The sequence below is a fragment of the Ruegeria sp. B10 genome, from assembly GCF_056539825.1.
Window position 1 is genome coordinate 213984 of sequence record NZ_JBQFVP010000004.1, and the last position, 19483, is coordinate 233466.

At 60.8% G+C, this 19483-nt stretch carries 19 protein-coding genes; 9 read left to right on the forward strand and 10 right to left on the reverse strand.

Annotated features, from left to right (window positions below; genetic code table 11):
- The first annotated feature begins 75 nt into the window (after positions 1-75).
- The 3 genes from rsmI to gshB all read left to right on the forward strand — a co-directional run bounded on the left by rsmI (position 76) and on the right by gshB (position 2300).
- The gene (gene rsmI / locus ACR0J4_RS07400; RefSeq protein WP_170642793.1) at positions 76-933 is read left to right on the forward strand and encodes a 16S rRNA (cytidine(1402)-2'-O)-methyltransferase; all 858 of its coding nucleotides are present in this window, start codon (positions 76-78) and stop codon (positions 931-933) included.
- Between the two features lies 1 nt (position 934).
- A complete protein-coding gene (locus ACR0J4_RS07405; protein WP_170642794.1) occupies positions 935-1306 on the forward strand; it encodes a YraN family protein in 372 nt (123 codons plus the stop codon).
- A 61-nt stretch (positions 1307-1367) separates the two neighbouring features.
- Complete coding sequence (gshB, locus tag ACR0J4_RS07410) at positions 1368-2300, forward strand: glutathione synthase (protein ID WP_170642795.1); 933 nt, start codon at positions 1368-1370, stop codon at positions 2298-2300.
- 197 nt (positions 2301-2497) lie between these two features.
- On the opposite strand, the gene ACR0J4_RS07415 is transcribed toward gshB, so the two are convergent.
- From ACR0J4_RS07415 to cobU, 4 genes are read right to left on the reverse strand one after another with little or no spacing between them, the layout of a single operon-like run.
- A complete protein-coding gene (locus ACR0J4_RS07415) occupies positions 2498-4012 on the reverse strand; it encodes a YifB family Mg chelatase-like AAA ATPase (protein WP_170642796.1) in 1515 nt (504 codons plus the stop codon).
- Positions 4013-4059: 47 nt separating this feature from the next.
- Positions 4060-4944 carry a glutathione S-transferase gene (locus ACR0J4_RS07420; protein ID WP_170468844.1) on the reverse strand — a complete coding sequence of 295 codons (885 nt, stop codon included), beginning with the start codon at positions 4942-4944 and terminating at the stop codon, positions 4060-4062.
- A gap of 58 nt (positions 4945-5002) precedes the next feature.
- Entirely contained in the window at positions 5003-5581 is a 579-nt protein-coding gene (locus ACR0J4_RS07425; RefSeq protein ID WP_170642797.1) for a histidine phosphatase family protein, read from the reverse strand.
- A complete protein-coding gene (cobU, locus tag ACR0J4_RS07430) occupies positions 5578-6099 on the reverse strand; it encodes a bifunctional adenosylcobinamide kinase/adenosylcobinamide-phosphate guanylyltransferase (protein ID WP_170642798.1) in 522 nt (173 codons plus the stop codon). The genes ACR0J4_RS07425 and cobU overlap by 4 nt, the downstream gene beginning before the upstream one ends.
- A 99-nt stretch (positions 6100-6198) precedes the next feature.
- On the opposite strand from cobU, the gene ACR0J4_RS07435 reads away from it, so the two are divergent.
- From ACR0J4_RS07435 to ACR0J4_RS07460, 6 genes are all read left to right on the forward strand, one after another.
- Positions 6199-7077 carry an RNA polymerase factor sigma-32 gene (locus tag ACR0J4_RS07435; RefSeq protein ID WP_170642799.1) on the forward strand — a complete coding sequence of 293 codons (879 nt, stop codon included), beginning with the start codon at positions 6199-6201 and terminating at the stop codon, positions 7075-7077.
- Positions 7074-7898, forward strand: coding sequence for a ChaN family lipoprotein (locus ACR0J4_RS07440; RefSeq protein WP_170642800.1), 825 nt, complete (start codon positions 7074-7076; stop codon positions 7896-7898). Before ACR0J4_RS07435 ends, ACR0J4_RS07440 begins: the two co-directional genes overlap by 4 nt.
- A gap of 63 nt (positions 7899-7961) precedes the next feature.
- Positions 7962-9158 carry a bifunctional phosphopantothenoylcysteine decarboxylase/phosphopantothenate--cysteine ligase CoaBC gene (coaBC, locus tag ACR0J4_RS07445; protein WP_170642801.1) on the forward strand — a complete coding sequence of 399 codons (1197 nt, stop codon included), beginning with the start codon at positions 7962-7964 and terminating at the stop codon, positions 9156-9158.
- Positions 9159-9174: 16 nt separating this feature from the next.
- A complete protein-coding gene (gene dut / locus ACR0J4_RS07450; RefSeq protein ID WP_170642802.1) occupies positions 9175-9630 on the forward strand; it encodes a dUTP diphosphatase in 456 nt (151 codons plus the stop codon).
- Positions 9630-10679: a molybdopterin-synthase adenylyltransferase MoeB gene (locus ACR0J4_RS07455; RefSeq protein ID WP_170642803.1), complete on the forward strand. Its 1050-nt coding sequence runs from the start codon at positions 9630-9632 to the stop codon at positions 10677-10679. Before dut ends, ACR0J4_RS07455 begins: the two co-directional genes overlap by 1 nt.
- 62 nt (positions 10680-10741) lie before the next feature.
- Entirely contained in the window at positions 10742-12757 is a 2016-nt protein-coding gene (locus ACR0J4_RS07460) for a M3 family metallopeptidase (RefSeq protein ID WP_170642804.1), read from the forward strand.
- Positions 12758-12788: 31 nt separating this feature from the next.
- On the opposite strand, the gene ACR0J4_RS07465 is transcribed toward ACR0J4_RS07460, so the two are convergent.
- Genes ACR0J4_RS07465 through ACR0J4_RS07490 form a run of 6 tightly spaced genes read right to left on the reverse strand, consistent with a single transcriptional unit; the run spans position 12789 to position 19356 of the window.
- Entirely contained in the window at positions 12789-13721 is a 933-nt protein-coding gene (locus tag ACR0J4_RS07465) for a 2-hydroxyacid dehydrogenase (protein ID WP_170642805.1), read from the reverse strand.
- 15 nt (positions 13722-13736) lie between these two features.
- The gene (gene rodA, locus ACR0J4_RS07470) at positions 13737-14876 is read right to left on the reverse strand and encodes a rod shape-determining protein RodA (RefSeq protein ID WP_170462716.1); all 1140 of its coding nucleotides are present in this window, start codon (positions 14874-14876) and stop codon (positions 13737-13739) included.
- Positions 14873-16822 (reverse strand): penicillin-binding protein 2, encoded by a 1950-nt coding sequence (gene mrdA / locus ACR0J4_RS07475; protein ID WP_170642806.1) that lies wholly within the window; start codon positions 16820-16822, stop codon positions 14873-14875. Before mrdA ends, rodA begins: the two co-directional genes overlap by 4 nt.
- Complete coding sequence (locus ACR0J4_RS07480) at positions 16819-17355, reverse strand: rod shape-determining protein MreD (RefSeq protein ID WP_170642807.1); 537 nt, start codon at positions 17353-17355, stop codon at positions 16819-16821. The genes mrdA and ACR0J4_RS07480 overlap by 4 nt, the downstream gene beginning before the upstream one ends.
- Positions 17348-18250: a rod shape-determining protein MreC gene (gene mreC / locus ACR0J4_RS07485; RefSeq protein ID WP_170642808.1), complete on the reverse strand. Its 903-nt coding sequence runs from the start codon at positions 18248-18250 to the stop codon at positions 17348-17350. The genes ACR0J4_RS07480 and mreC overlap by 8 nt, the downstream gene beginning before the upstream one ends.
- Positions 18251-18309: 59 nt before the next feature.
- On the reverse strand, positions 18310-19356 hold the full coding sequence (locus tag ACR0J4_RS07490; RefSeq protein ID WP_039523195.1) for a rod shape-determining protein: 1047 nt from the start codon (positions 19354-19356) through the stop codon (positions 18310-18312).
- Positions 19357-19483 lie beyond the last annotated feature (127 nt).

Consider the following 19483-nt stretch of genomic DNA (forward strand, 5'->3'; position numbering starts at 1 on the left):
CCCTGATCCGGCGGCTTGCGACGCTGCTGTTCTATCGAGCCGCGATAATAAACGTCACGCTGTGAGGGTCCAGCTTTGAATTTCCAAAACATAAGTTTGGCTGCTGGCCTGTATTTTGTTGCCACTCCGATCGGTACAGCGCGCGATATTACGCTCAGAGCGTTGGATGTGCTGGCTTCGGCCGACATGATCGCCGCAGAAGACACCCGTAGTCTGCGTCGCTTGATGGAAATCCACGGTATCCCCTTGGGCGGGCGACGCATTCAGGCCTATCACGACCACAGCGGAGCGGGCGCACGCGGCAAGATCATGGATGCTTTGGCCGCAGGGCAATCCGTTGCCTATGCGTCCGAGGCCGGTATGCCGCTAATCGCCGACCCGGGCTACGATTTAGGGCGGCAGGCGGCCGAGGCCGGGCACACCGTCACTTGCGCACCGGGCCCGTCCGCCGTGCTGACGGCGCTGACATTGGCGGGCCTGCCAACGGATGCGTTCTTTTTCGCGGGTTTTTTGCCGAATGCGTCGGGCGCTCGTCGCAGCCGAATCGAGGCGCTGCGGGATGTTCCCGGAACACTGGTGTTCTACGAATCACCCAAGCGCGTCGCTGGATGCCTGTCAGATCTGTCCGACATCCTGGGTGCCGACCGGCAGGCGGCTTTGTGCCGCGAGCTAACCAAGAAGTTCGAAGAAGTCCGACGCGGGTCTTTGCAAGAACTGGCTGAGGCCTACCAAGACCAAACCCCCAAGGGGGAGGTCGTTCTGCTCGTGGATCGCAGCCATTCGCCAAGCGTTAACGAATCTGACGTAGAAGAGGCTTTGAAACAGGCCTTGCAAACCCATTCGGTTCGGGATGCGGCGGATTTGGTGTCAAAAATGTATGATCTGCCCCGACGCCCCATTTACCAGCAGGCCCTCAAACTGGGAAAGGGATGACATGGCGCAGCGTGCGGTGCGGGGGTCGGTATCTTATCATGCGGGGCAATCTGCGGAATTGCGGGTTGCAGCCGATTACGAACGCCGCGGATTCTCGATCGCTCACAGACGCTGGCGCGGTGCCGGGGGTGAGATTGACCTGATTGCGCGGGGTGACGAAGGGCTCGTTTTCATTGAGGTCAAGAAAAGCACCAGTTTCGACATGGCTGCAGCTCGGATCACCCCACGGCAGACCCAGCGTATCTGCGCATCAGCGGCACAGTTTCTTGAAAATGAACCCGGCGGGCAATTGACGAATGTTCGGTTCGACGCGGCGCTGGTCGATGGCACGGGCGCTGTTCAAATCATCGAAAACGCCTTCGGACCGGTCTAAGCCCCATTGAACCCCTCGGCCTGCTGCGCCATGTATCTGGCGTGAAGTTGAGGGACATGCCATGAAAATCGCCTTTCAAATGGACCCGATCGGGGCCGTGGATATCAACGCCGACAGCTCTTTCCGCCTCGCGGAAGAGGCACAGGCCCGGGGGCATGAGCTGTTCTTCTACGGGCCGGATCAATTGGCCTATCAGGAGGGGCGGATCACCGCGCGAGGACAAGACATGCAGGTTCAGCGCGTTGCCGGAGACCCAGCGGTCCTCGGTCCCGAGCGTGAAGTTGATCTGGCTGAGTTTGACGTGGTGTGGTTACGTCAGGACCCGCCGTTCGACATGCATTACATCACCTCGACGCATCTGCTGGATCGGTTGAATGGGCAAACTTTGGTGGTCAATGACCCGTTTTGGGTGCGCAATTACCCCGAGAAACTACTGGTTCTGGATTTCCCCGAATTGACCCCTCCGACCACGATTGCGCGGGACATGCAGACCATCAAGGCCTTCAAAGACAAGCATCAGGACATCATCCTTAAACCTCTTTATGGAAATGGAGGGGCTGGGGTGTTCCGGTTGGATGCCAATGACCGCAACCTGACCTCGCTGTATGAGCTGTTCACCGGATTCTCGCGCGAGCCGTTGATCGTTCAGAAATTCCTGCCAGATGTGAAGAACGGCGATAAACGTGTGATTCTCGTGGACGGAGAGCCTGTGGGTGCAATCAATCGCGTCCCGGCCGAAGGTGAGACGCGATCCAATATGCATGTCGGCGGGCGACCCGAGAAGATCGGTTTGACCGAGCGGGATCTCGAAATTTGCGCGACCATCGGCCCTCTACTAAAGGAAAAAGGCCAGATTTTTGTCGGGATCGACGTGATCGGAGACTACCTGACCGAGATCAACGTCACCTCCCCCACGGGCATTCAAGAGCTTGAGCGCTTCAACGGTGAGAACATCGCTGAAAAGATCTGGCAGGCGATTGAGGCCAAAGTCTAAGCGCTACAGGCGTTGGGCGGCGATTAGGTTTTCGATGCGGTCCGTTCATTGGAATGCACGGTTGCACTGAAGGTCGATTTCTTCGCTTGAACATGGCGCAAGCGGTAAGCTGCGGGACTTGTCTAGGACGACGGCAATGATCAGTTCCGTTGTAGATTGTCTCCCATTCGGCCTAGCAACATACTGGGGGCGAACATCTAAGCCATCACCCGTGCGCTGATCCGAAAACTGAGCGCTTCGGCCACGTGTGGTCGCCGGATATCAGGGGAGCCATCCAGATCGGCTATGGTCCGCGCGACCCGCAGGATGCGGTGAAAAGCGCGTGCTGACAGGCCGAACCGGTCGGCGACCTTGAGCAGCAGCTCTTTGCCTTCGGCATCCGGGGCGGCGACCTCTTCCAGTAATTTACCCTCGATATCAGCGTTTTGACGTACGCCCTCGTGACCTTCAAACCGAGCGCTCTGAACGGCGCGGGCCTGCTCCACACGCGCGGCCACGGTGGCCGAACTGTCGCCAGACGGCGGCAGATCAAGGTCGGTGAACGCTACCGGAGGCACTTCGATGCGCATATCGAACCTGTCCATCAAAGGGCCGGAGATGCGGTTCAGGTAGTCTTCGCCACAGCCCGGTGCGCGGGAACAAGCGCGGGACGGATCGGTCAGGTACCCGCATTTGCACGGGTTGGCTGCCGCGACCAGCATGAAACGGCAGGGGTACTTCACATGGGCGTTGGCGCGGGCGACCATGACCTCTCCGGTTTCGATCGGTTGGCGAAGGGTTTCCAAAACGGTGCGAGGGAATTCGGGGAACTCGTCCATGAACAATACCCCGTTATGGGCCAGAGAGATTTCTCCGGGTTTTGCACCGCGTCCGCCGCCGACAATCGCCGCCATCGAGGCGGTGTGATGCGGTTCGCGAAAGGGCCGCGTCCGGTTGATGCCGCCTTCGTCCAATAACCCACAGAGGGATTGGATCATCGACGTTTCCAGCGCCTCGACCGGGGTCAAAGGCGGCAGGATGCCGGGCAGGCGCGCGGCGAGCATGGATTTGCCCGATCCCGGCGTGCCGATCATGATCAGGTGGTGCCGTCCCGCTGCAGCGATCTCAAGCGCGCGTTTGGCGCGTTCCTGTCCTTTGACGTCGCGCAGATCGCGGGTGTTGGAGGACAGGTTGACTTCGCCCGGTGTGGCCGCGGCCAGTGGGGCCTGGCCCGAAAAATGGCGCACCACGTCGCCCAGCGAGCCGGCTCCGATGACCTGAGTGGCGTCCACCCATGCAGCCTCGGCGCTTGAGGCGCGGGGGCAGAGCAGGGCGCGATCCTCGGCCGCCGCTGTCATGGCGGCGGGCAAAGCACCCACGACCGGAACCAGCGATCCGTCCAAGGATAATTCGCCTAACGCAACAGTGCCCTCGGCCGCGTCTGCCGGGATGATCTCCAAAGCGGACAGGAGGGCGACGGCGATGGGAAGGTCGAAATGGCTACCTTCTTTGGGCAGGTCAGCGGGGGACAGGTTGATGGTGATGCGTTTGGACGGCAAGGCGATGGCCATGGAACCAAGCGCGCTGCGCACCCTATCTCGCGCCTCGGATACCGCCTTGTCCGGCAGACCGACGATTGAAAAGGCGGGTAGGCCCGGTGAGACGGCGCATTGCACCTCGACCGGGCGGGCATCAACCCCTTGAAACGCAACCGTGTGAGCGCGGGCAACCATGGCAATCCTGTTCTTGGTTAACAGGACGTTGCTGCCATGGCCGAGGTTTAAGAACGGTTAACGGCTGCGCGCATTGCGGTGAATTTGGGCCATGCGCCCGGGTCGGCGACTGTTTTGTCGCGGCAGAACGTGTTGCAGAACCCCCAGCGATGGCCCTCAAGGTCGAGGAAATCGGTGACCGGATCGCCGGAATACGGACAGTGCGCGTTGACTGAAGGGCCTTCGTCGGCGGGTCGTGCCTCAGACGGTTCGCCAGCTGGCCAGTGGGCCGAAGGGGAATATTCTGGGTAGGGATACGGATTGTATTGAACCGTCAGCCCCATCGCGCGCCATTGTCGGACCGATTTATCCGACAGCAAGCTTAGGCAATAGTTGCGACTTTCGGCTGAGACCGGCAGATCATACCCAATGATCCGCGCCGCGACGGGGGTGTAGAAGACATCAGCCAGCGAGTAGGCACCGAATAACGGCCCTTCTGACGCGCCCGAGATCGCCCGAGCATGCGCCCAAAGAGTCTCAATCCGGGCGAGGTCTTTCAAAGTGTCCGGTGACGGCTGGAAACCTTGCCAAACATGCGCCAACTGCATAGGGCACTCCCCGCGCAGTGCGTTAAATCCTGCGACCATTTCAGCGCACAGCCAACGGGCGGTTGCGCGAGCGGCTGGGTCTGATGGCCAAAGGCCAGCTTCGGGGTGCCGTTCAGCCAAGGTCTCGGCCATCGCGAGGCTTTCGCCCACAACCGTACCATCGGGCAGACGCAGAGCGGGAACCAGACGGGCCGGAGCAAGGGGTTCCATATCCGTGGCCATGGTGCCGGAATAGAGGCCAACTAAGTGGCTGCGATAGGGCAGGCCGAACTTCTCGAGCATCAACCAGCCCCGCATGGACCAGCTGGAAAACAGGCGGTCACCGATAAAGAGATCATAGGTCATGATCAAAGGATGACGGAGCCGGAAGCGCTCGTAAATCAGTGATTTGTGACCTATCGGATCACGGAAGATGATTGATGGCACCGACGGACCATTCACCCGCGCGATACATGATTTCTGTCACCGACAGGTTGTCGATCCGGTGTGAAAACGCCTGTTGCGCCTCAATATCCAAAGCGCGTTGTACTTGCGTCAGGATCACTCCGAAATGGGCAACAATGACGAGATCCGCGCCCTCATGTGCAGCCATTAGCGCATCGACGGTTTTGTCGACTCGCGCGCGGACATCGTTCCAGCTTTCGCCGTTCGGAGGGCGTACTTCGCCGGGATTGTCCCAATAGGCAAAGGCAAGCTCGGGGTCTTCGGCTTCGATCTCGGCGAAACCGCGCAGCTCCCATGTGCCGAAGTTGATCTCGCGCAGGTCAGGATGGTGGGGCAGGCGCAGGCGCTGGCCTTGGATCGCCGTTGCCGTATCCGCCGCGCGCGACAGGTCGGATGAGACAACAACCGCGTCCGCAGGGATGTGATCATGCAATCGCTGCAGCGCGGCCTGATTGCTCAGATCGGCGGGGAGATCGGACCAGCCCACCATCGTTTTAGCATGGGTAGGACCGTGGCGGACCAGGTGTAGACGCGTCATGGCAAGTGTCCCTTCAAGACCATCGGCAGCCCCGCCGTGACCTGAACCACCAGGTCGGCCTTTGCTGCTAGCGCGATGTTCAACCGACCCTGCGCCTCGCGGAACCGGCGGGCGAGGGCGTTTTCAGGCACGATGCCGTGACCAACCTCATTCGAGACGATAACAAGCTGCGCCGGGCAGCTGCGCAGGGCGCTCAGCAGTTGGGCTTGGGCCTGATCCAGATCGTTCTCGGCCAGCAGGTGATTGGTCAACCACATCGTGGCGCAATCAATCAGGCAGGCGTGATCTGCGCTCAGTTTCGCCAAAACCGGAGCAACGTCCAGCGGTGCCTCGATGGTTTCCCAGCCGGACCCGCGTTGTTCGATGTGGCGATCGATCTTTTGCCGCATCTCGCTATCAAACACTTGTGATGTCGCAAGGTAGACCCGGTTTTTCCCTGAGGATACAATCAGTTGTTCAGCATAGGCCGACTTTCCCGATGCGGCTCCTCCCAGCACAAAGGTTAAATTGGCGGTCACAATTCTTACCTTTCTGGTGATCCACTTGGTGATGATCTGCGTATCGACCCTAAGTCGGCAAGGCAAGCCCGGCTGATGCCTGCAAAAAGGGAGAGTTTCATGGCACTGGACAACGCATCCGATTTCTCGATGTCCCGCAAAGCGATGAAGGCCGAACTGCTGGACGCGGAAACCGAATTGCAACTGGCCTATGCGTGGCGTGACAACCGCGACGAACAAGCACTGCACCGACTGATCACCGCCTACATGCGCCTAGCTATTTCGATGGCGGCCAAGTTCAAGCGCTACGGCGCTCCGATGAACGACCTGATCCAAGAGGCCGGTCTTGGACTAATGAAAGCCGCAGACAAGTTTGATCCTGATCGCGGTGTGCGGTTCTCGACCTATGCGGTGTGGTGGATCAAAGCCAGCATCCAGGATTACGTGATGCGTAACTGGTCGATGGTGCGGACCGGTTCGACCTCATCCCAGAAATCTCTGTTCTTCAACATGCGCCGCGTTCAGGCACGGTTGGAACGTGAAGCCGCCACCGAGGGGCAGGAGTTGGATCGGCATCAGCTGCACCAGATGATTGCCTCGGAAATCGGTGTGCCCTTGCGCGATGTCGAGATGATGGAAGGGCGTCTGTCCGGCTCGGATTTTTCGCTCAACGCGGTGCAGTCAGCGGATGAAGATGGGCGTGAGTGGATTGATGCGCTGGAAGATGATCGTGAGCAGGCCGCCGAGGCGGTCGAACATCGCCACGACACCGAGCAGCTGCGCGAATGGTTGCTAATGGCGATGCAATCCCTCAATGACCGCGAAAGATTTATCGTGCGTGAACGTAAGCTGCGCGAACCGGCCCGGACCCTTGAAAGCTTGGGGAATGAGCTGGGTCTATCGAAGGAACGTGTACGGCAGCTTGAGGCCGCAGCCTTCACCAAGATGCGCAAGAACCTTGAAGCCCAATCGCGTGAGGTGCAACACTTCATCGCATGACAAGATTTGCGATTCTGTTGTGTGTGCTGGCGTTTACAGCCAGCGCCGTGCGCCCGGTCCAAGCCGGTGATTTGATCCCCGAGGATGTCCTGACCGCCATGCAGGACGCAGATGTGGTGATCCTTGGTGAAATCCACGACAATCCACGTCACCACCTTGTGCAGACCGAGGCATTGGGCGCGATTTCTCCCTCGGCGGTGGTATGGGAAATGGTAACCGAAGAAGGTTCGCAACGTCTGGCTCAGACAGCCGCGTCCAACCCCGAGGAATTGTCTCGGATCCTGCGCTGGGCGGAGTCGGGCTGGCCTCCTTTGAGCATGTATTACCCGGTCTTCCAGGCCTCGGACGCGCCGGTTTATGGCGCTATGGTTCCACGCACAGCCGCGCGCGCAGCGATGGAGAAAGGCGCGGCCACGGCCCTTGGTGCGGATGCCGCGCGCTATGGCCTGACCGTTCCGTTGTCGCCCGAGGATCAGGCCGCGCGCGAGGCGGATCAACTGGCCGCCCATTGCGATGCTCTGCCCGCCGAGATGTTGCCTCAGATGGTCTCGATCCAACGTCTGCGAGACGCTGTACTAACCCGAGCGATCCTCCGTGCGGAGGAGGAAACCGGTGGTCCGATTGCCGTGATCACCGGCAATGGCCACGCGAGAATCGACCGGGGCATTCCGACATTTCTTTCTCGCCTGAAGCCAGGGCTGAAGGTCTTTGTGCTAGGCCAGTCCGAAGGCGGCGTGATCGACGGGAGTTTTGATGCGGTGATCGACAGCCCGGAAATCGAGCGTGAAGACCCTTGCAAAGCGTTTGAGACGCAGAATTAACCGCTGGAACTACCCGGTGGCCTTGCCTAATGTCAGGACCGACCGGGACGGGAAGGGCTGAACATGCTGGCATCCAAACGCATTCTGCTGATCATCGGCGGTGGCATTGCGGCCTATAAGTCGCTCGATCTGATCCGACGGCTGCAAGAACGCGGCGCGCAAGTCACTCCCGTGTTAACCCGCGCCGCTGAGGAGTTCGTGACGCCGCTGTCGGTCTCTGCACTTGCAGGTCAGAAAGCTTATCGCGATCTCTTCGACCTGACCGATGAGGCCGAGATGGGGCATATCCAGCTGTCGCGCTCCGCTGACCTGATCGTCGTTGCCCCAGCTACCGCAGATATGATGGGCAAGATGGCGGCAGGATTGGCCAACGATCTGGCCTCGACCCTTCTGATGGCCACTGACACGCCCGTTCTGTGTGCACCTGCCATGAATGTGCGTATGTGGGACCACCCGGCGACCCAGCGCAATCTGAAGCAGTTGCAGCAGGACGGCATCCGCTTTGTAGGACCCAACCAGGGCGACATGGCCTGTGGCGAATATGGCGCGGGCAGGATGTCCGAACCGCTAGAGATCGTTGCCGCCGTTGAGGCGCACCTGGCCGACGGGCCGTTGAAGGGTAAACGTATCCTTGTAACCTCCGGCCCAACGCATGAACCGATTGATCCGGTGCGCTACATCGCCAACCGCTCATCCGGGGCGCAGGGGACTGCCGTTGCCCGCGCCTTGGCGGCGCTTGGGGCTGATGTGGTTTTTGTCACTGGTCCCGCCGACGTTCCGCCGCCCCAAGGCGTGCAGGTCGTGCAGGTCGAGACAGCACAGCAGATGTCGGACGCAGTGGATGCGGCGCTCCCTGTGAATGCAGGTGTGTTTGCCGCAGCAGTCGCCGACTGGAAAGTGGCCACCGCCTCGGATCGGAAACTAAAGAAAAGCCGTGATGGTCTGCCCTCGCTGGAGTTCGCCGAGAATCCCGACATCCTGAAACGCGTCTCGCAGATGGGTGCGGGTCGCCCTGATCTGGTTGTGGGCTTTGCGGCGGAAACCGACGATGTGATCGACAACGCGACGGCAAAGCGCGCCCGCAAGGGATGCGACTGGATCGTGGCAAACGACGTCAGTCCGGCAACCGGCATCATGGGGGGATCGGAAAATGCGGTCGTCCTGATCTCGGATCAAGGGGCCGAGAGCTGGCCGCGCATGGGCAAAGACATGGTCGCCGCGCGTCTGGCACAAAAGATCGCTGACGCGCTGGCCGGATAAGACAGAAGGAATACAGATGGTAGTTATCCGCGTGATCCGGGAAGAGGGGGCAGACGCCACTGTTCCACTGCCTTCATATGTGACCTCAGGCGCAGCCGGCGCTGATGTGCGCGCCAACCTGCCCGAAGGCGCGTCTATTTTCCTGGAGCCCGGGCAGCGCGCCCTTGTCCCAACCGGCCTGCGGATCGAAATCCCAGCGGGGTATGAGGTGCAGGTCCGTCCGCGGTCCGGTTTGGCATTGAAGCACGGCATCACCCTGCCCAATACGCCGGGGACCATCGACAGCGACTATCGCGGCCCGCTGGGTGTGATCGTGATGAACGCAGGGCAAGACCGGTTCGAGGTCACTCACGGAGAACGTATCGCGCAGCTTATCGTTGCGCCTGTCGTGCAGGCTACGTTCGAACTGACCGAAAACCTCGGCGAGACCGAGCGTGGGTCGGGCGGGTTCGGCTCAACCGGGCGCGGCTGATGTTGCTGGTTCTAGTCCTTGCCGCAGGTCTTTGGGGCGTCGGCTATATCGCGGGCGTGTCCCGGACGGCGCGTGTGACCTCGGTCAGTGTGCTTATGGTCGGGGTGATCCTGTCGCATCTGGTTTTGCCGAGCGGTCATCCCCTGCGCGAAGCAACCGGAGGATCGGCTGCGCTGTGGCTGATGCTTGCCGGAGCGGCTGCTCTGGTCATGGTCTATGGCAAGGGGCTGAAAGCGCTGCGAAATCGGGCGCAGCCCGAAGCGGACAAGACCGAGGCCAAACCCTCGGACCGGTTCACTGAGACAGAGCTGGACCGCTATGCCCGCCATATCGTTCTGCGCGAACTGGGTGGACCGGGGCAGAAACGGTTGAAAAAGGCGCGCGTGTTGGTGATTGGGGCCGGGGGTCTCGGCGCACCAGCCTTGCAGTATCTGGCTGCAGCGGGTGTGGGCACGATCGGAGTGATCGACGACGACGTGGTCGAAAACGCCAATCTCCAGCGTCAGGTCATTCACCGCGACGCCGATATTGGAATGCCCAAAGTGTTCTCGGCCCAGCAGGCCATGGAGGCGCAGAACCCCAACGTCTCCGTTCTGCCCTACAATCGGCGTCTAAGCGAGGAAATCGCGTCAGACCTGTTTGGTGATTTCGACCTGATCCTGGATGGTACCGACAATTTCGAAACCCGCTATTTGGCCAATCACACGGCCGTCGCGTTGGGCAAACCGCTGATCTCGGGCGCACTGTCGCAATGGGAAGGACAGCTGAGCGTCTTCGACCCGGCCAAGGGTGCCCCCTGCTATCAGTGTATTTTCCCCGAAGCCCCCGCAGCCGGTCTGGCCCCGTCCTGTTCCGAGGCGGGCGTGATCGGCCCTTTGCCGGGCGTGGTTGGGTCCATGATGGCGGTTGAAGCGATCAAGGTGATCACCGGGGCCGGCCAAGCGCTGCGTGGCGAGATGCTGATCTATGACGCGCTTTATGGTGAAAGCCGTAAGATCACCCTCTCCAAGCGCTCTGACTGCCCGATTTGCGGCGCCGGTGGTGAATAAACGCCGTGTTGCTCTGGATCATCTGACCGGCCCTTCCTAGGTTGTGGGCAAAGGAGATCTGAATGACCAACCCGATCCTGTCCGACTGGACCACTCCGTTCGAACTCGCCCCTTTTGCCAAGATTTCGGACGACGATTTCGCCCCCGCTTTGGATGCTGCGCTGCAGGCGCATAACGCGCAGATCGACGCGATCGCTGCAAACGCTGAAACCCCGAGTTTCGCCAACACGATCGAAGCGCTTGAGGCCGCGGGTGAGCAACTGGACAGAGTTCTGTCAGTTTTCTTCACAGTTGCGGGCGCGGACAGCAATCCGAAACGCGAGGAATTGCAGCGAGAATTCTCGCCAATGCTGGCGGCGCATTTCTCGGGGATATCCTCGAACAAGGCGCTGTTCAAACGCGTGGCCGACCTGTGGGCGCGGCGCGATGATTTGGGCCTGAGCGACGAACAGGCCCGCGTGCTGATGCTGTCTCATCGCGGTTTCGTCCGCGCCGGCGCGGCGTTGGACGGCGAGCAGGACGCCCGGATGCAAGAGATCAAGGCGCGGCTGGCGTCACTTGGAACGTCCTTCACCCAAAACCTGCTGGCGGATGAGCGCGACTGGTTCATGGATCTGTCCGAGGATGACCTGCAAGGCCTGCCGGATTTCGTTGTCGATGCCGCACGCGCGGCGGGTCAGGAAAAGGGCGCCGCTGGTCCAGTAGTCACCCTGTCCCGGTCGATCATTGTGCCGTTCCTGCAGTTCTCACCCCGTCGCGACCTGCGGGAAAAAGCCTATCGCGCTTGGACCGCGCGCGGAGCAAACGGTGGTGAGACCGACAACCGCGACATCGCCGCCGAAATCCTGAGCCTGCGCGAAGAACGCGCCAAGTTGTTGGGCTATGACAGCTTTGCCGACTACAAGCTGGAAACCGAAATGGCCCGCTCGCCTGACCGCGTCCGCGACCTGCTGATGCAAGTGTGGGAGCCTGCGAAGGCGCGTGCCGACGCAGATGCCGAGATTCTGACCGCAATGATGCAGGAGGATGGCGTGAACGGCCCTCTGGCGGCGTGGGATTGGCGCTACTACGCCGAGAAACGCCGCAAGGCCGAGCATGATCTGGATGAGGCCGCGCTGAAACCCTACCTGCAACTGGACCGGATGATCGAGGCCTCGTTCGCCTGTGCCAACCGTCTGTTCGGGTTGAAGTTCAAACCGCTGGACGTGCCGCTCTACCACCCCGATTGCCGGGCGTGGGAAGTGACGCGAGACGGCAAGCATATCGCGGTCTTCATTGGAGACTATTTCGCGCGTGGCTCCAAGCGATCCGGCGCTTGGTGCAGCGCGATGCGGGGGCAAGCGAAGTTCCCAAAAGAACAGGCTCCGGTCGTGATCAACGTGTGCAACTTTGCCAAAGGCGATCCGGCTCTGTTGTCCTATGACGACGCGCGCACGCTGTTCCACGAGTTCGGGCATGCCCTGCATCAGATGCTGTCGAATGTGACCTATGAAAGCATTTCGGGCACGTCCGTGGCGCGCGACTTTGTCGAACTGCCAAGCCAGCTCTACGAACATTGGCTGGAGGTCCCCGAGGTGCTTGCCGAGTTCGCCACTCACGCGGACACAGGCGAGGCAATGCCGCAGGAAATGCTGGAGAAAGTGCTGAAAGCCGCGAATTTCGATCAGGGGTTCCAGACGGTGGAATATGTCGCCTCGGCTTTGGTTGATCTGGCCTTCCATGAAGGCGCAGCCCCGGCGGACCCGATTGCGAAACAGGCCGAGGTCTTGAACGGTATCGGTATGCCCGCAGCCATCGGCATGCGCCACGCGACCCCGCATTTCGCGCATGTCTTCGCGGGCGATGGCTATAGCTCGGGCTACTACAGCTACATGTGGTCCGAAGTGATGGATGCCGACGCGTTCGAGGCCTTTGAAGAGGCCGGAGGGGCATTTGATCCGGAACGCGCCAAAGCTCTGGAAGACAATATTCTGTCCACTGGCGGCTCGCGCGAGGCTGAGGAGCTGTATCTGGCCTTCCGGGGCCGGATGCCAGGTGTCGAAGCCTTGTTGAAAGGGCGCGGCCTGATCGCAGCTTAAACCGTTCTCTTCCAGCCCTTGGATCGAGGGATCAATACCCCAGCTGGCGATCCACCAGATGCACGAACGGCTCGCCAGCTTCCCCGCGCCGGATATTTTCGACGATCACCTGCGCCGCTGTGACCGGCCTAGTTTCCGAGGCGATATGCGGCGTCACCGTTACGTTCGGATGCGCCCAGTAGGGATGATCGGCGGGCAGAGGCTCAACCCGGAACACATCAAGAGTGGCATGTCCGATCTGGCCTGTGTTCAACGCCTTCAATAGCGCGTCATCGTCGATCAGAGGCCCACGCCCCGGATTGATGATCCGCGCGCCTTTGGGCATTAACGCAAGGGTTTCGGCGTTCAGGGTGTTCTCGGTTGCGGGTGTATCGGGCAACAAGAGGACGGCGATCTCAGCCTTTGACAGCGCCTCTCTCAACCCCTCTTCGCCGCTCAGGCAGGTTACTCCGGGGACGTCTTTGAGGGTGCGACTCCATCCGGTGATGTTGAAATTCAATGCGGCTAGCGCTTGCGCAGCCTCCTGCCCCAATGCGCCAAGGCCCAGAAAGCAGACCTTGCGTTCGTTCGCCAATGGCGGTGCGTCGGGCGTCCACACACCGTCTTGCACTTTGATGTGCTGGTCCATCCCCAGATGGTAGCGCAGCACATGCCCCACGACCCATTCGGTCATGCCTTGGGTCAGCCCATGATCTACCATCCGCGCTAGAGGCACGGTCAGCGTTTCGTTCCCTGCGATCTTCTCGACCCCGGCCCAGAGGCTGAGAACCGCTTTCAGCTGGGTGTAGGGCGTGAAATCCAGCAGCCCACCGCTTGGGGCGTAGACAACATAGTCCACCTCATGCTCTGGGAATTCGGTTGCCAGATTGAACGCGACGCCTACCTCTCGCAGCCCTTCGGTCAGAAGCGGCTGGTACACCGGCCAAAGCTCAGGACGTGCGGAGAACAGGATATTGACAGGCATGGAGGGGCTTTCCGATCAGCGGGGGCGGTGGATATGGGCGCTTTGCACGACACCGAACGCGGCCATCAGAACTAGCATGGCCGAACCGCCATAGCTGACCATGGGCAGAGGCACCCCGACAACCGGAGCCAGCCCCATCACCATCGACATATTGACCGCAAAGAACAGGAAGAAGTTCAGCGCGATCCCCATGGTGACAAGCGACGAGAACCTGTCTTTGGTCGACAGGGCCGTGACCATGCAGAAGATCAGGATCAGCGCGTAAAGCAGCAACAGGGTGATGCCACCGACAAAGCCGAACTCTTCGGCCAATGTGGTGAAGATGAAATCCGTGTGTTTTTCAGGCAGGAAGTTCAGCCGTGATTGCGTACCCTGCATGAACCCCCGCCCATTCCATCCGCCTGACCCCAAGGCGATCTTGGACTGGGTGATGTGATAGCCCGCGCCCAGAGGGTCGGTAGACGGATCAAGAAACGTGTCGATCCGGCGGAACTGGTAGTCTTTCAGCAACTGCCACTCAGTCCCTCGGCTATTGAAAACAGCCGCAATCAGGCCGACGACCGCCGCGATCACGGCGGCGAAATAGGCCCAGTGTACACCGGCCAGAAACATCAACCCTCCGCCAGCTGCCAGCAGCAGGATCGAAGTTCCAAGATCCGGCTGGCGCAGTACCATGAAGGTAGGGATCAGGATCAGCACGACAGGGATCAGAACCCAAAGTGGGCGTGAGGTTTTGTGCGAGGGCAGCCAGTCATAGTAGGCCGCCAGCAGCATCACCAGCGCGACTTTCATGACCTCGGATGGTTGCAAACGCATGAACCCAAGGTCGATCCAACGCTGTGCGCCCATGCCGATGGTGCCGAACAGCTCCACAAACACCAACAGCGCGATTGAGGCCAGATAAGCCAGTACCGACATGTTGCGCCAGAACCAGATTGGCACCAGTGCGACGATGAACATCACTGTCAGGCCCAGCCCGAAACGTTCGATCTGAGGCTCGGCCCACGGCATCCACGAACCACCCGCCACCGAGTATAGCATCAGGAACCCGGCACTGGCTGTGCTGATCAGCAACAGCGTCAGCGGCCAGTTCATATACAGGAATTTACGGAACCCCGATGGCGTGGATTTGACCGCATATTCAAGATAGCTCATGCGCGGTCCTTCTCGCTGGGGCGCGCTTTGGGGCGGCGATCGCCCTCGAGCCGTTTTTGCTGTTCCTTGATGCGCTCTCGATCTCCGGCCGGGTAGGCCTCGAGCGGGGGCGTGCCGTTGTAAAGTGCCTGAAGCATGATGTCGCGCGCGACCGGGGCCGCCGCTTTGGAGCCACCGCCGCCATGCTCGACGACCACCGCGATGGCGTATTTAGGCTTGTCGTAAGGGGCGAAGCTGACGAACAGCGCATGGTCGCGCCGCTCCCATGGCAGGTCCTCGTTGCGGATCACACCTGCGGCACGTTCCGCTTTGGTGATGTTGCGTACCTGGCTGGTACCGGTTTTACCTGCCATGCGGAGGTCATCGGCGATGATCCGGCTGCGATAGGCCGTGCCGCGCCGGTCGTTTGAGACCGACCACATCGCCTCGCGGATGTAGTTCAGATTGGCCGGGCTGATCTCAAGCGGCTCGCCCGCGCCCGTTGGCTGTTCGACCCCATCAATCGAGCGGACCAGTCGCGGTGTCACGGCCCGCCCCGTGGCAATCCGCGCGGTCATCACGGCCAGCTGCATCGGTGAGGCCAGCATAAATCCTTGCCCGATCGATGCATTGGCCGTATCGCCTATCAGCCAGTCCTCGCCATGGGTGCGTTGCTTCCATTCCTGATTGGGCGCCAGACCGGCACGTACGGCGGACATCGGAATGTCGTGCTTGATGCCCAGCCCGAGGGTCCGCGCCATCTCTGAGATTTTGTCGATGCCGACCTTGATCGCCACGTCGTAGTAGTAGACATCGCAGCTGCGCTTGAGCGATGTATTGAGGTCCACCATACCGTGTCCCCCGCGCTTCCAGCAGTGGAAGCGGCGACTGCCGACCTTGAGGTGGCCGGGGCAGTACACGGTGTTGCCGGGGCCAACGACACCGGCCTCAAGCGCGGCCAAGGCGGTGACCATTTTGAAGGTCGATCCGGGCGGGTATGTGCCCTGAACCGTCTTGTTGGCCAGTGGGCGGTATTTGTCCTGCGTCAGGATCTGATAGTCCGCGACCGAGATACCGCGCACGAACAGGTTTGGATCGAAACTGGGGGCCGAGGCCATTGCCCGCAGATCGCCGGTTTCGCAATCAATGACAACGGCGGCGGCGCTTTCTCCGGCAAGCCGTGCCTGAGCGTATTGCTGCAGGTCCGCGTCGACCGAGAGTTGCAGATCAGCACCCGGTTGGCCTTCCTGCCGGTCCAACTCGCGCATGACGCGGCCGGTGGCGTTCACCTCGACCCGCTTGGAGCCTGCCTTGCCGCGCAGGTCGATCTCTTGCTTGGCTTCCAAGCCGACCTTTCCGATCTGGAACCGGGGGATGCGCAGCACCGGCTCGGGGTCTTCGATCTGGCTGAGGTCATAGTCGCTGACCGGGCCGACATAGCCGACGATATGGGCGAAATCCTCATAGCGCGGGTATTGTCGGGTCTGCCCGACCTCAGGCGTGACGCCGGGCAGGGCGGGCGCGTTGACGGCGACTTTCGAGATGTCCTCCCACGTCACCTGATCGACCAATGTGACCGGCAGGAACGGGGCCGAGCGGCGCATTTCCGTGCGTGCGCGCTCAATCTCATCCTCGTTCAGCGGGATCAGGTCCGAGAGTTTGGCGATCACCTTGTCGATGTCACCGGCATCCTCGCGCACAATGACGATGCGGTAGGACGGTGAGTTCTGCCCTATGATCTGCCCGTTGCGGTCATAGATGCGCCCCCGCGTCGGCGGGATAAGGCGGATATTGATCCGGTTTTCTTCGGCTAGAAGACGATATTCATCCGCTTGATCGACTTGCATGTACCGCATGCGCGCGGCCAACCCGCCAACAAAAACCGCCTGCAGACCGCCAAGCAGCAGGGCCCGCCGTGGCAGACGTTTATAGGCGACACCCTCGCTTTTGATCTTGCGTTGTTTCATGCACGCGCCCCCGCAGCGCTGGCATCCGCGGCCGAGACGCGGCGCACGCCGAATACACTCTGAGACAGCAGAACAATGACCGGATAGGCCAGAATTGTCAGCACAAGCTGGATCATAACCGGTAACAAAGCCGCTTGATCAACAGACAGGATTGCAAGGATGACCCGGTTGCCCAGAAAGACGCCAGCAGCGACTGCACTGACCGACATCCACTCTGCTACGAAGCCCGCATCTCGCATCCCTGGTGCCGCAGACCGCAAGTATGCCGCGCCCAGCACCACCAAAGCGGCCAACAGACCCGGCGGGCGTTGCAGCAGAAGATCGGCCAGCAACATGACCAGAGCGACCAAAACGGTTGGCACATAATCCGGCTGCCGAAGCACCCATGCAAAGGTCAGGACGATCAGAAAGTCCGGAAAAGGCCAGCGGTCCGGCTGTGTATCCAGCGGCAGAAGATGCAGGAACAGAACGAACACCGCGAGCGCCCCGTAAAGACCGCGCATTGCCCATTTGTGAGAGGCCGGTTTATCCATCACCAGCTTCCTCAGGTGACAACGAAGCGGCGGGGCGTGAGGGGCCAACGATCTGCCCCGGATCGCGGATTGTAGGGGCCGAGTTGTAGCGAAGAACGCGCAGAAACTCCAACCGTTCGAAATCGGCAGAGAGGCGCACGCGCAGGCGGCCTCCGGGGTCGGCGGCGATCTGGCCGATCAGCAGGCCGGCGGGAAACACGCCGCCATCGCCCGAGGTCACGACCCGGTCGCCGGGGCGCACAAGCTCACGGTTTTCCAGAAACTCGACGGATGGGGCAGGGGTATTGTCGCCCGTGATCAAAGCGGTCTGGCCTGAAGGTTGGATGGTGGCGGGAATGACGCTTGAGGCATCAGTCATTAGAATGACGCGCGCCGTATCCGGCCCAACGCCCGAGATACGGCCAACCAGACCGATCCCGTCCATCGTGGCCCAGCCATCAACGATCCCGTCCCGTTCCCCCACATTCAACAGCACCGACTGCCGGAAGGGAGAGCCGCTATCGGCCATCACAACGCCGGTGACATAGGTCAGGCGCGGATCAAGCCGCACATTGTTCAAATCCAGCAGCCGCGCGTTTTCCTGTTCCAGCTGCAACGCTGCCTCTTTCCACGCACGCATCAACCGCAGTTCCGAGCGCAGCTCGCGGTTCTGCTCGCTCAGGCTCTGATAGCTTTGGAAATCACGGAACAGGTTGACGGTTGCGGTGACCGGAACCATGGCCCAATCCATTGACGGCACAATAGCATCCACAACCTGCGCGCGGAACCGTTCAACCCGAGGGCTATCGATCCGCCAGACAATGAAGATGCCCAGCAGGCACAGCACAACAATCCCCAGAAGCAGACGGCGCAGTGGGGCCGTGTAGTCATCGCGCTGTGATCGGTCTTTTGCCACAGGTTACCTTCCCGTGCTGCTCGGGCCGAATTTACCCTATTTTCTAAAGGGTGCGCGCCTTAGCTTTCGTAGTCAATCGCGTGGCGCAGCTGTTTTTCGTATTCTAGCGCCTTGCCGGTGCCCAAAGCCACACAATTCAGGCTTTCATCGGCAATCGACACGGCCAGACCGGTCTGTTCGCGCAGAGCAAGATCCAGATCACCCAGCAGCGCTCCGCCACCCGTCAGCATCACGCCGCGGTCCACGATATCTGCTGCCAGATCGGGGGGCGTGGTCTCCAGCGCGGTCATCACCGCCTCGCAGATTTGCTGGACGGGTTCCGAGAGCGCCTCGGCGACCTGAGCCTGGCTGATCTCGATTTCCTTCGGCACGCCGTTCAGCAGGTCGCGACCGCGGATATGCATCGACTGGCCGCGGCCGTCGTCGGGCATCCGGGCGGTGCCGATAGTGGTCTTGATGCGCTCAGCGGTGGATTCGCCGACCAGAAGGTTTTGCTGGCGACGCAGGTACGAGATGATCGCCTCGTCCATACGGTCTCCACCCACGCGGACTGAGCGGGCGTACACGATATCCCCCAGCGACAGAACCGCGACCTCGGTGGTGCCGCCGCCGATGTCGACAACCATGTTGCCGGTCGGATCGGTGATTGGCATGCCTGCCCCAATCGCCGCTGCAATCGGTTCGGCAATCAGACCCGCGCGGCGCGCTCCTGCGGACAGAACCGACTGACGGATCGCGCGTTTTTCAACCGGGGTCGCGCCATGCGGGACGCAGACGATGATCTTTGGCTTCGAGAAGGTCGAACGCTTATGCACTTTGCGGATGAAATGCTTGATCATTTCCTCGGCGGTGTCGAAGTCCGCAATGACACCTTCGCGCATTGGGCGAATGGCCTCAATCGATCCCGGCGTCCGGCCCAGCATCAGCTTGGCGTCCTCGCCAACCGCCAGAACCTTTTTCACGCCATCCTTGACGTGATAGGCCACAACCGAGGGTTCAGAAAGGATCACACCGCGCCCCTTGACGTAGACCAGCGTGTTTGCCGTTCCAAGGTCGATAGCCATGTCCGCTGTGAACAGGCCGCCCAGATTGCCAAAGATCCCCATGTTTCCCCTGATCCTGTATGTCGGTTTTTCTACTGCCCGCGACTCGACGGTTCCGGGACGGATGACTTATAGGGTGCCAACTCGCCCGGTAAAAGGGCTGATTCCGCGGCAATCAGCACCTTTTCGC

Bases quoted from the DNA above. Each gene is read 5' to 3' on its own strand.
- ACR0J4_RS07405 (WP_170642794.1), top strand. From the start codon at position 935: ATGGCGCAGCGTGCGGTGCGGGGGTCGGTATCTTATCATGCGGGGCAA.
- gshB (WP_170642795.1), top strand. From the start codon at position 1,368: ATGAAAATCGCCTTTCAAATGGACCCGATCGGGGCCGTGGATATCAAC.
- ACR0J4_RS07415 (WP_170642796.1), bottom strand. From the start codon at position 4,012: ATGGTTGCCCGCGCTCACACGGTTGCGTTTCAAGGGGTTGATGCCCGC.
- ACR0J4_RS07420 (WP_170468844.1), bottom strand. From the start codon at position 4,944: ATGACCTATGATCTCTTTATCGGTGACCGCCTGTTTTCCAGCTGGTCC.
- ACR0J4_RS07425 (WP_170642797.1), bottom strand. From the start codon at position 5,581: ATGACGCGTCTACACCTGGTCCGCCACGGTCCTACCCATGCTAAAACG.
- ACR0J4_RS07435 (WP_170642799.1), top strand. From the start codon at position 6,199: ATGGCACTGGACAACGCATCCGATTTCTCGATGTCCCGCAAAGCGATG.
- ACR0J4_RS07440 (WP_170642800.1), top strand. From the start codon at position 7,074: ATGACAAGATTTGCGATTCTGTTGTGTGTGCTGGCGTTTACAGCCAGC.
- coaBC (WP_170642801.1), top strand. From the start codon at position 7,962: ATGCTGGCATCCAAACGCATTCTGCTGATCATCGGCGGTGGCATTGCG.
- dut (WP_170642802.1), top strand. From the start codon at position 9,175: ATGGTAGTTATCCGCGTGATCCGGGAAGAGGGGGCAGACGCCACTGTT.
- ACR0J4_RS07455 (WP_170642803.1), top strand. From the start codon at position 9,630: ATGTTGCTGGTTCTAGTCCTTGCCGCAGGTCTTTGGGGCGTCGGCTAT.
- ACR0J4_RS07460 (WP_170642804.1), top strand. From the start codon at position 10,742: ATGACCAACCCGATCCTGTCCGACTGGACCACTCCGTTCGAACTCGCC.
- ACR0J4_RS07465 (WP_170642805.1), bottom strand. From the start codon at position 13,721: ATGCCTGTCAATATCCTGTTCTCCGCACGTCCTGAGCTTTGGCCGGTG.
- rodA (WP_170462716.1), bottom strand. From the start codon at position 14,876: ATGAGCTATCTTGAATATGCGGTCAAATCCACGCCATCGGGGTTCCGT.
- mrdA (WP_170642806.1), bottom strand. From the start codon at position 16,822: ATGAAACAACGCAAGATCAAAAGCGAGGGTGTCGCCTATAAACGTCTG.
- ACR0J4_RS07480 (WP_170642807.1), bottom strand. From the start codon at position 17,355: ATGGATAAACCGGCCTCTCACAAATGGGCAATGCGCGGTCTTTACGGG.
- ACR0J4_RS07490 (WP_039523195.1), bottom strand. From the start codon at position 19,356: ATGGGGATCTTTGGCAATCTGGGCGGCCTGTTCACAGCGGACATGGCT.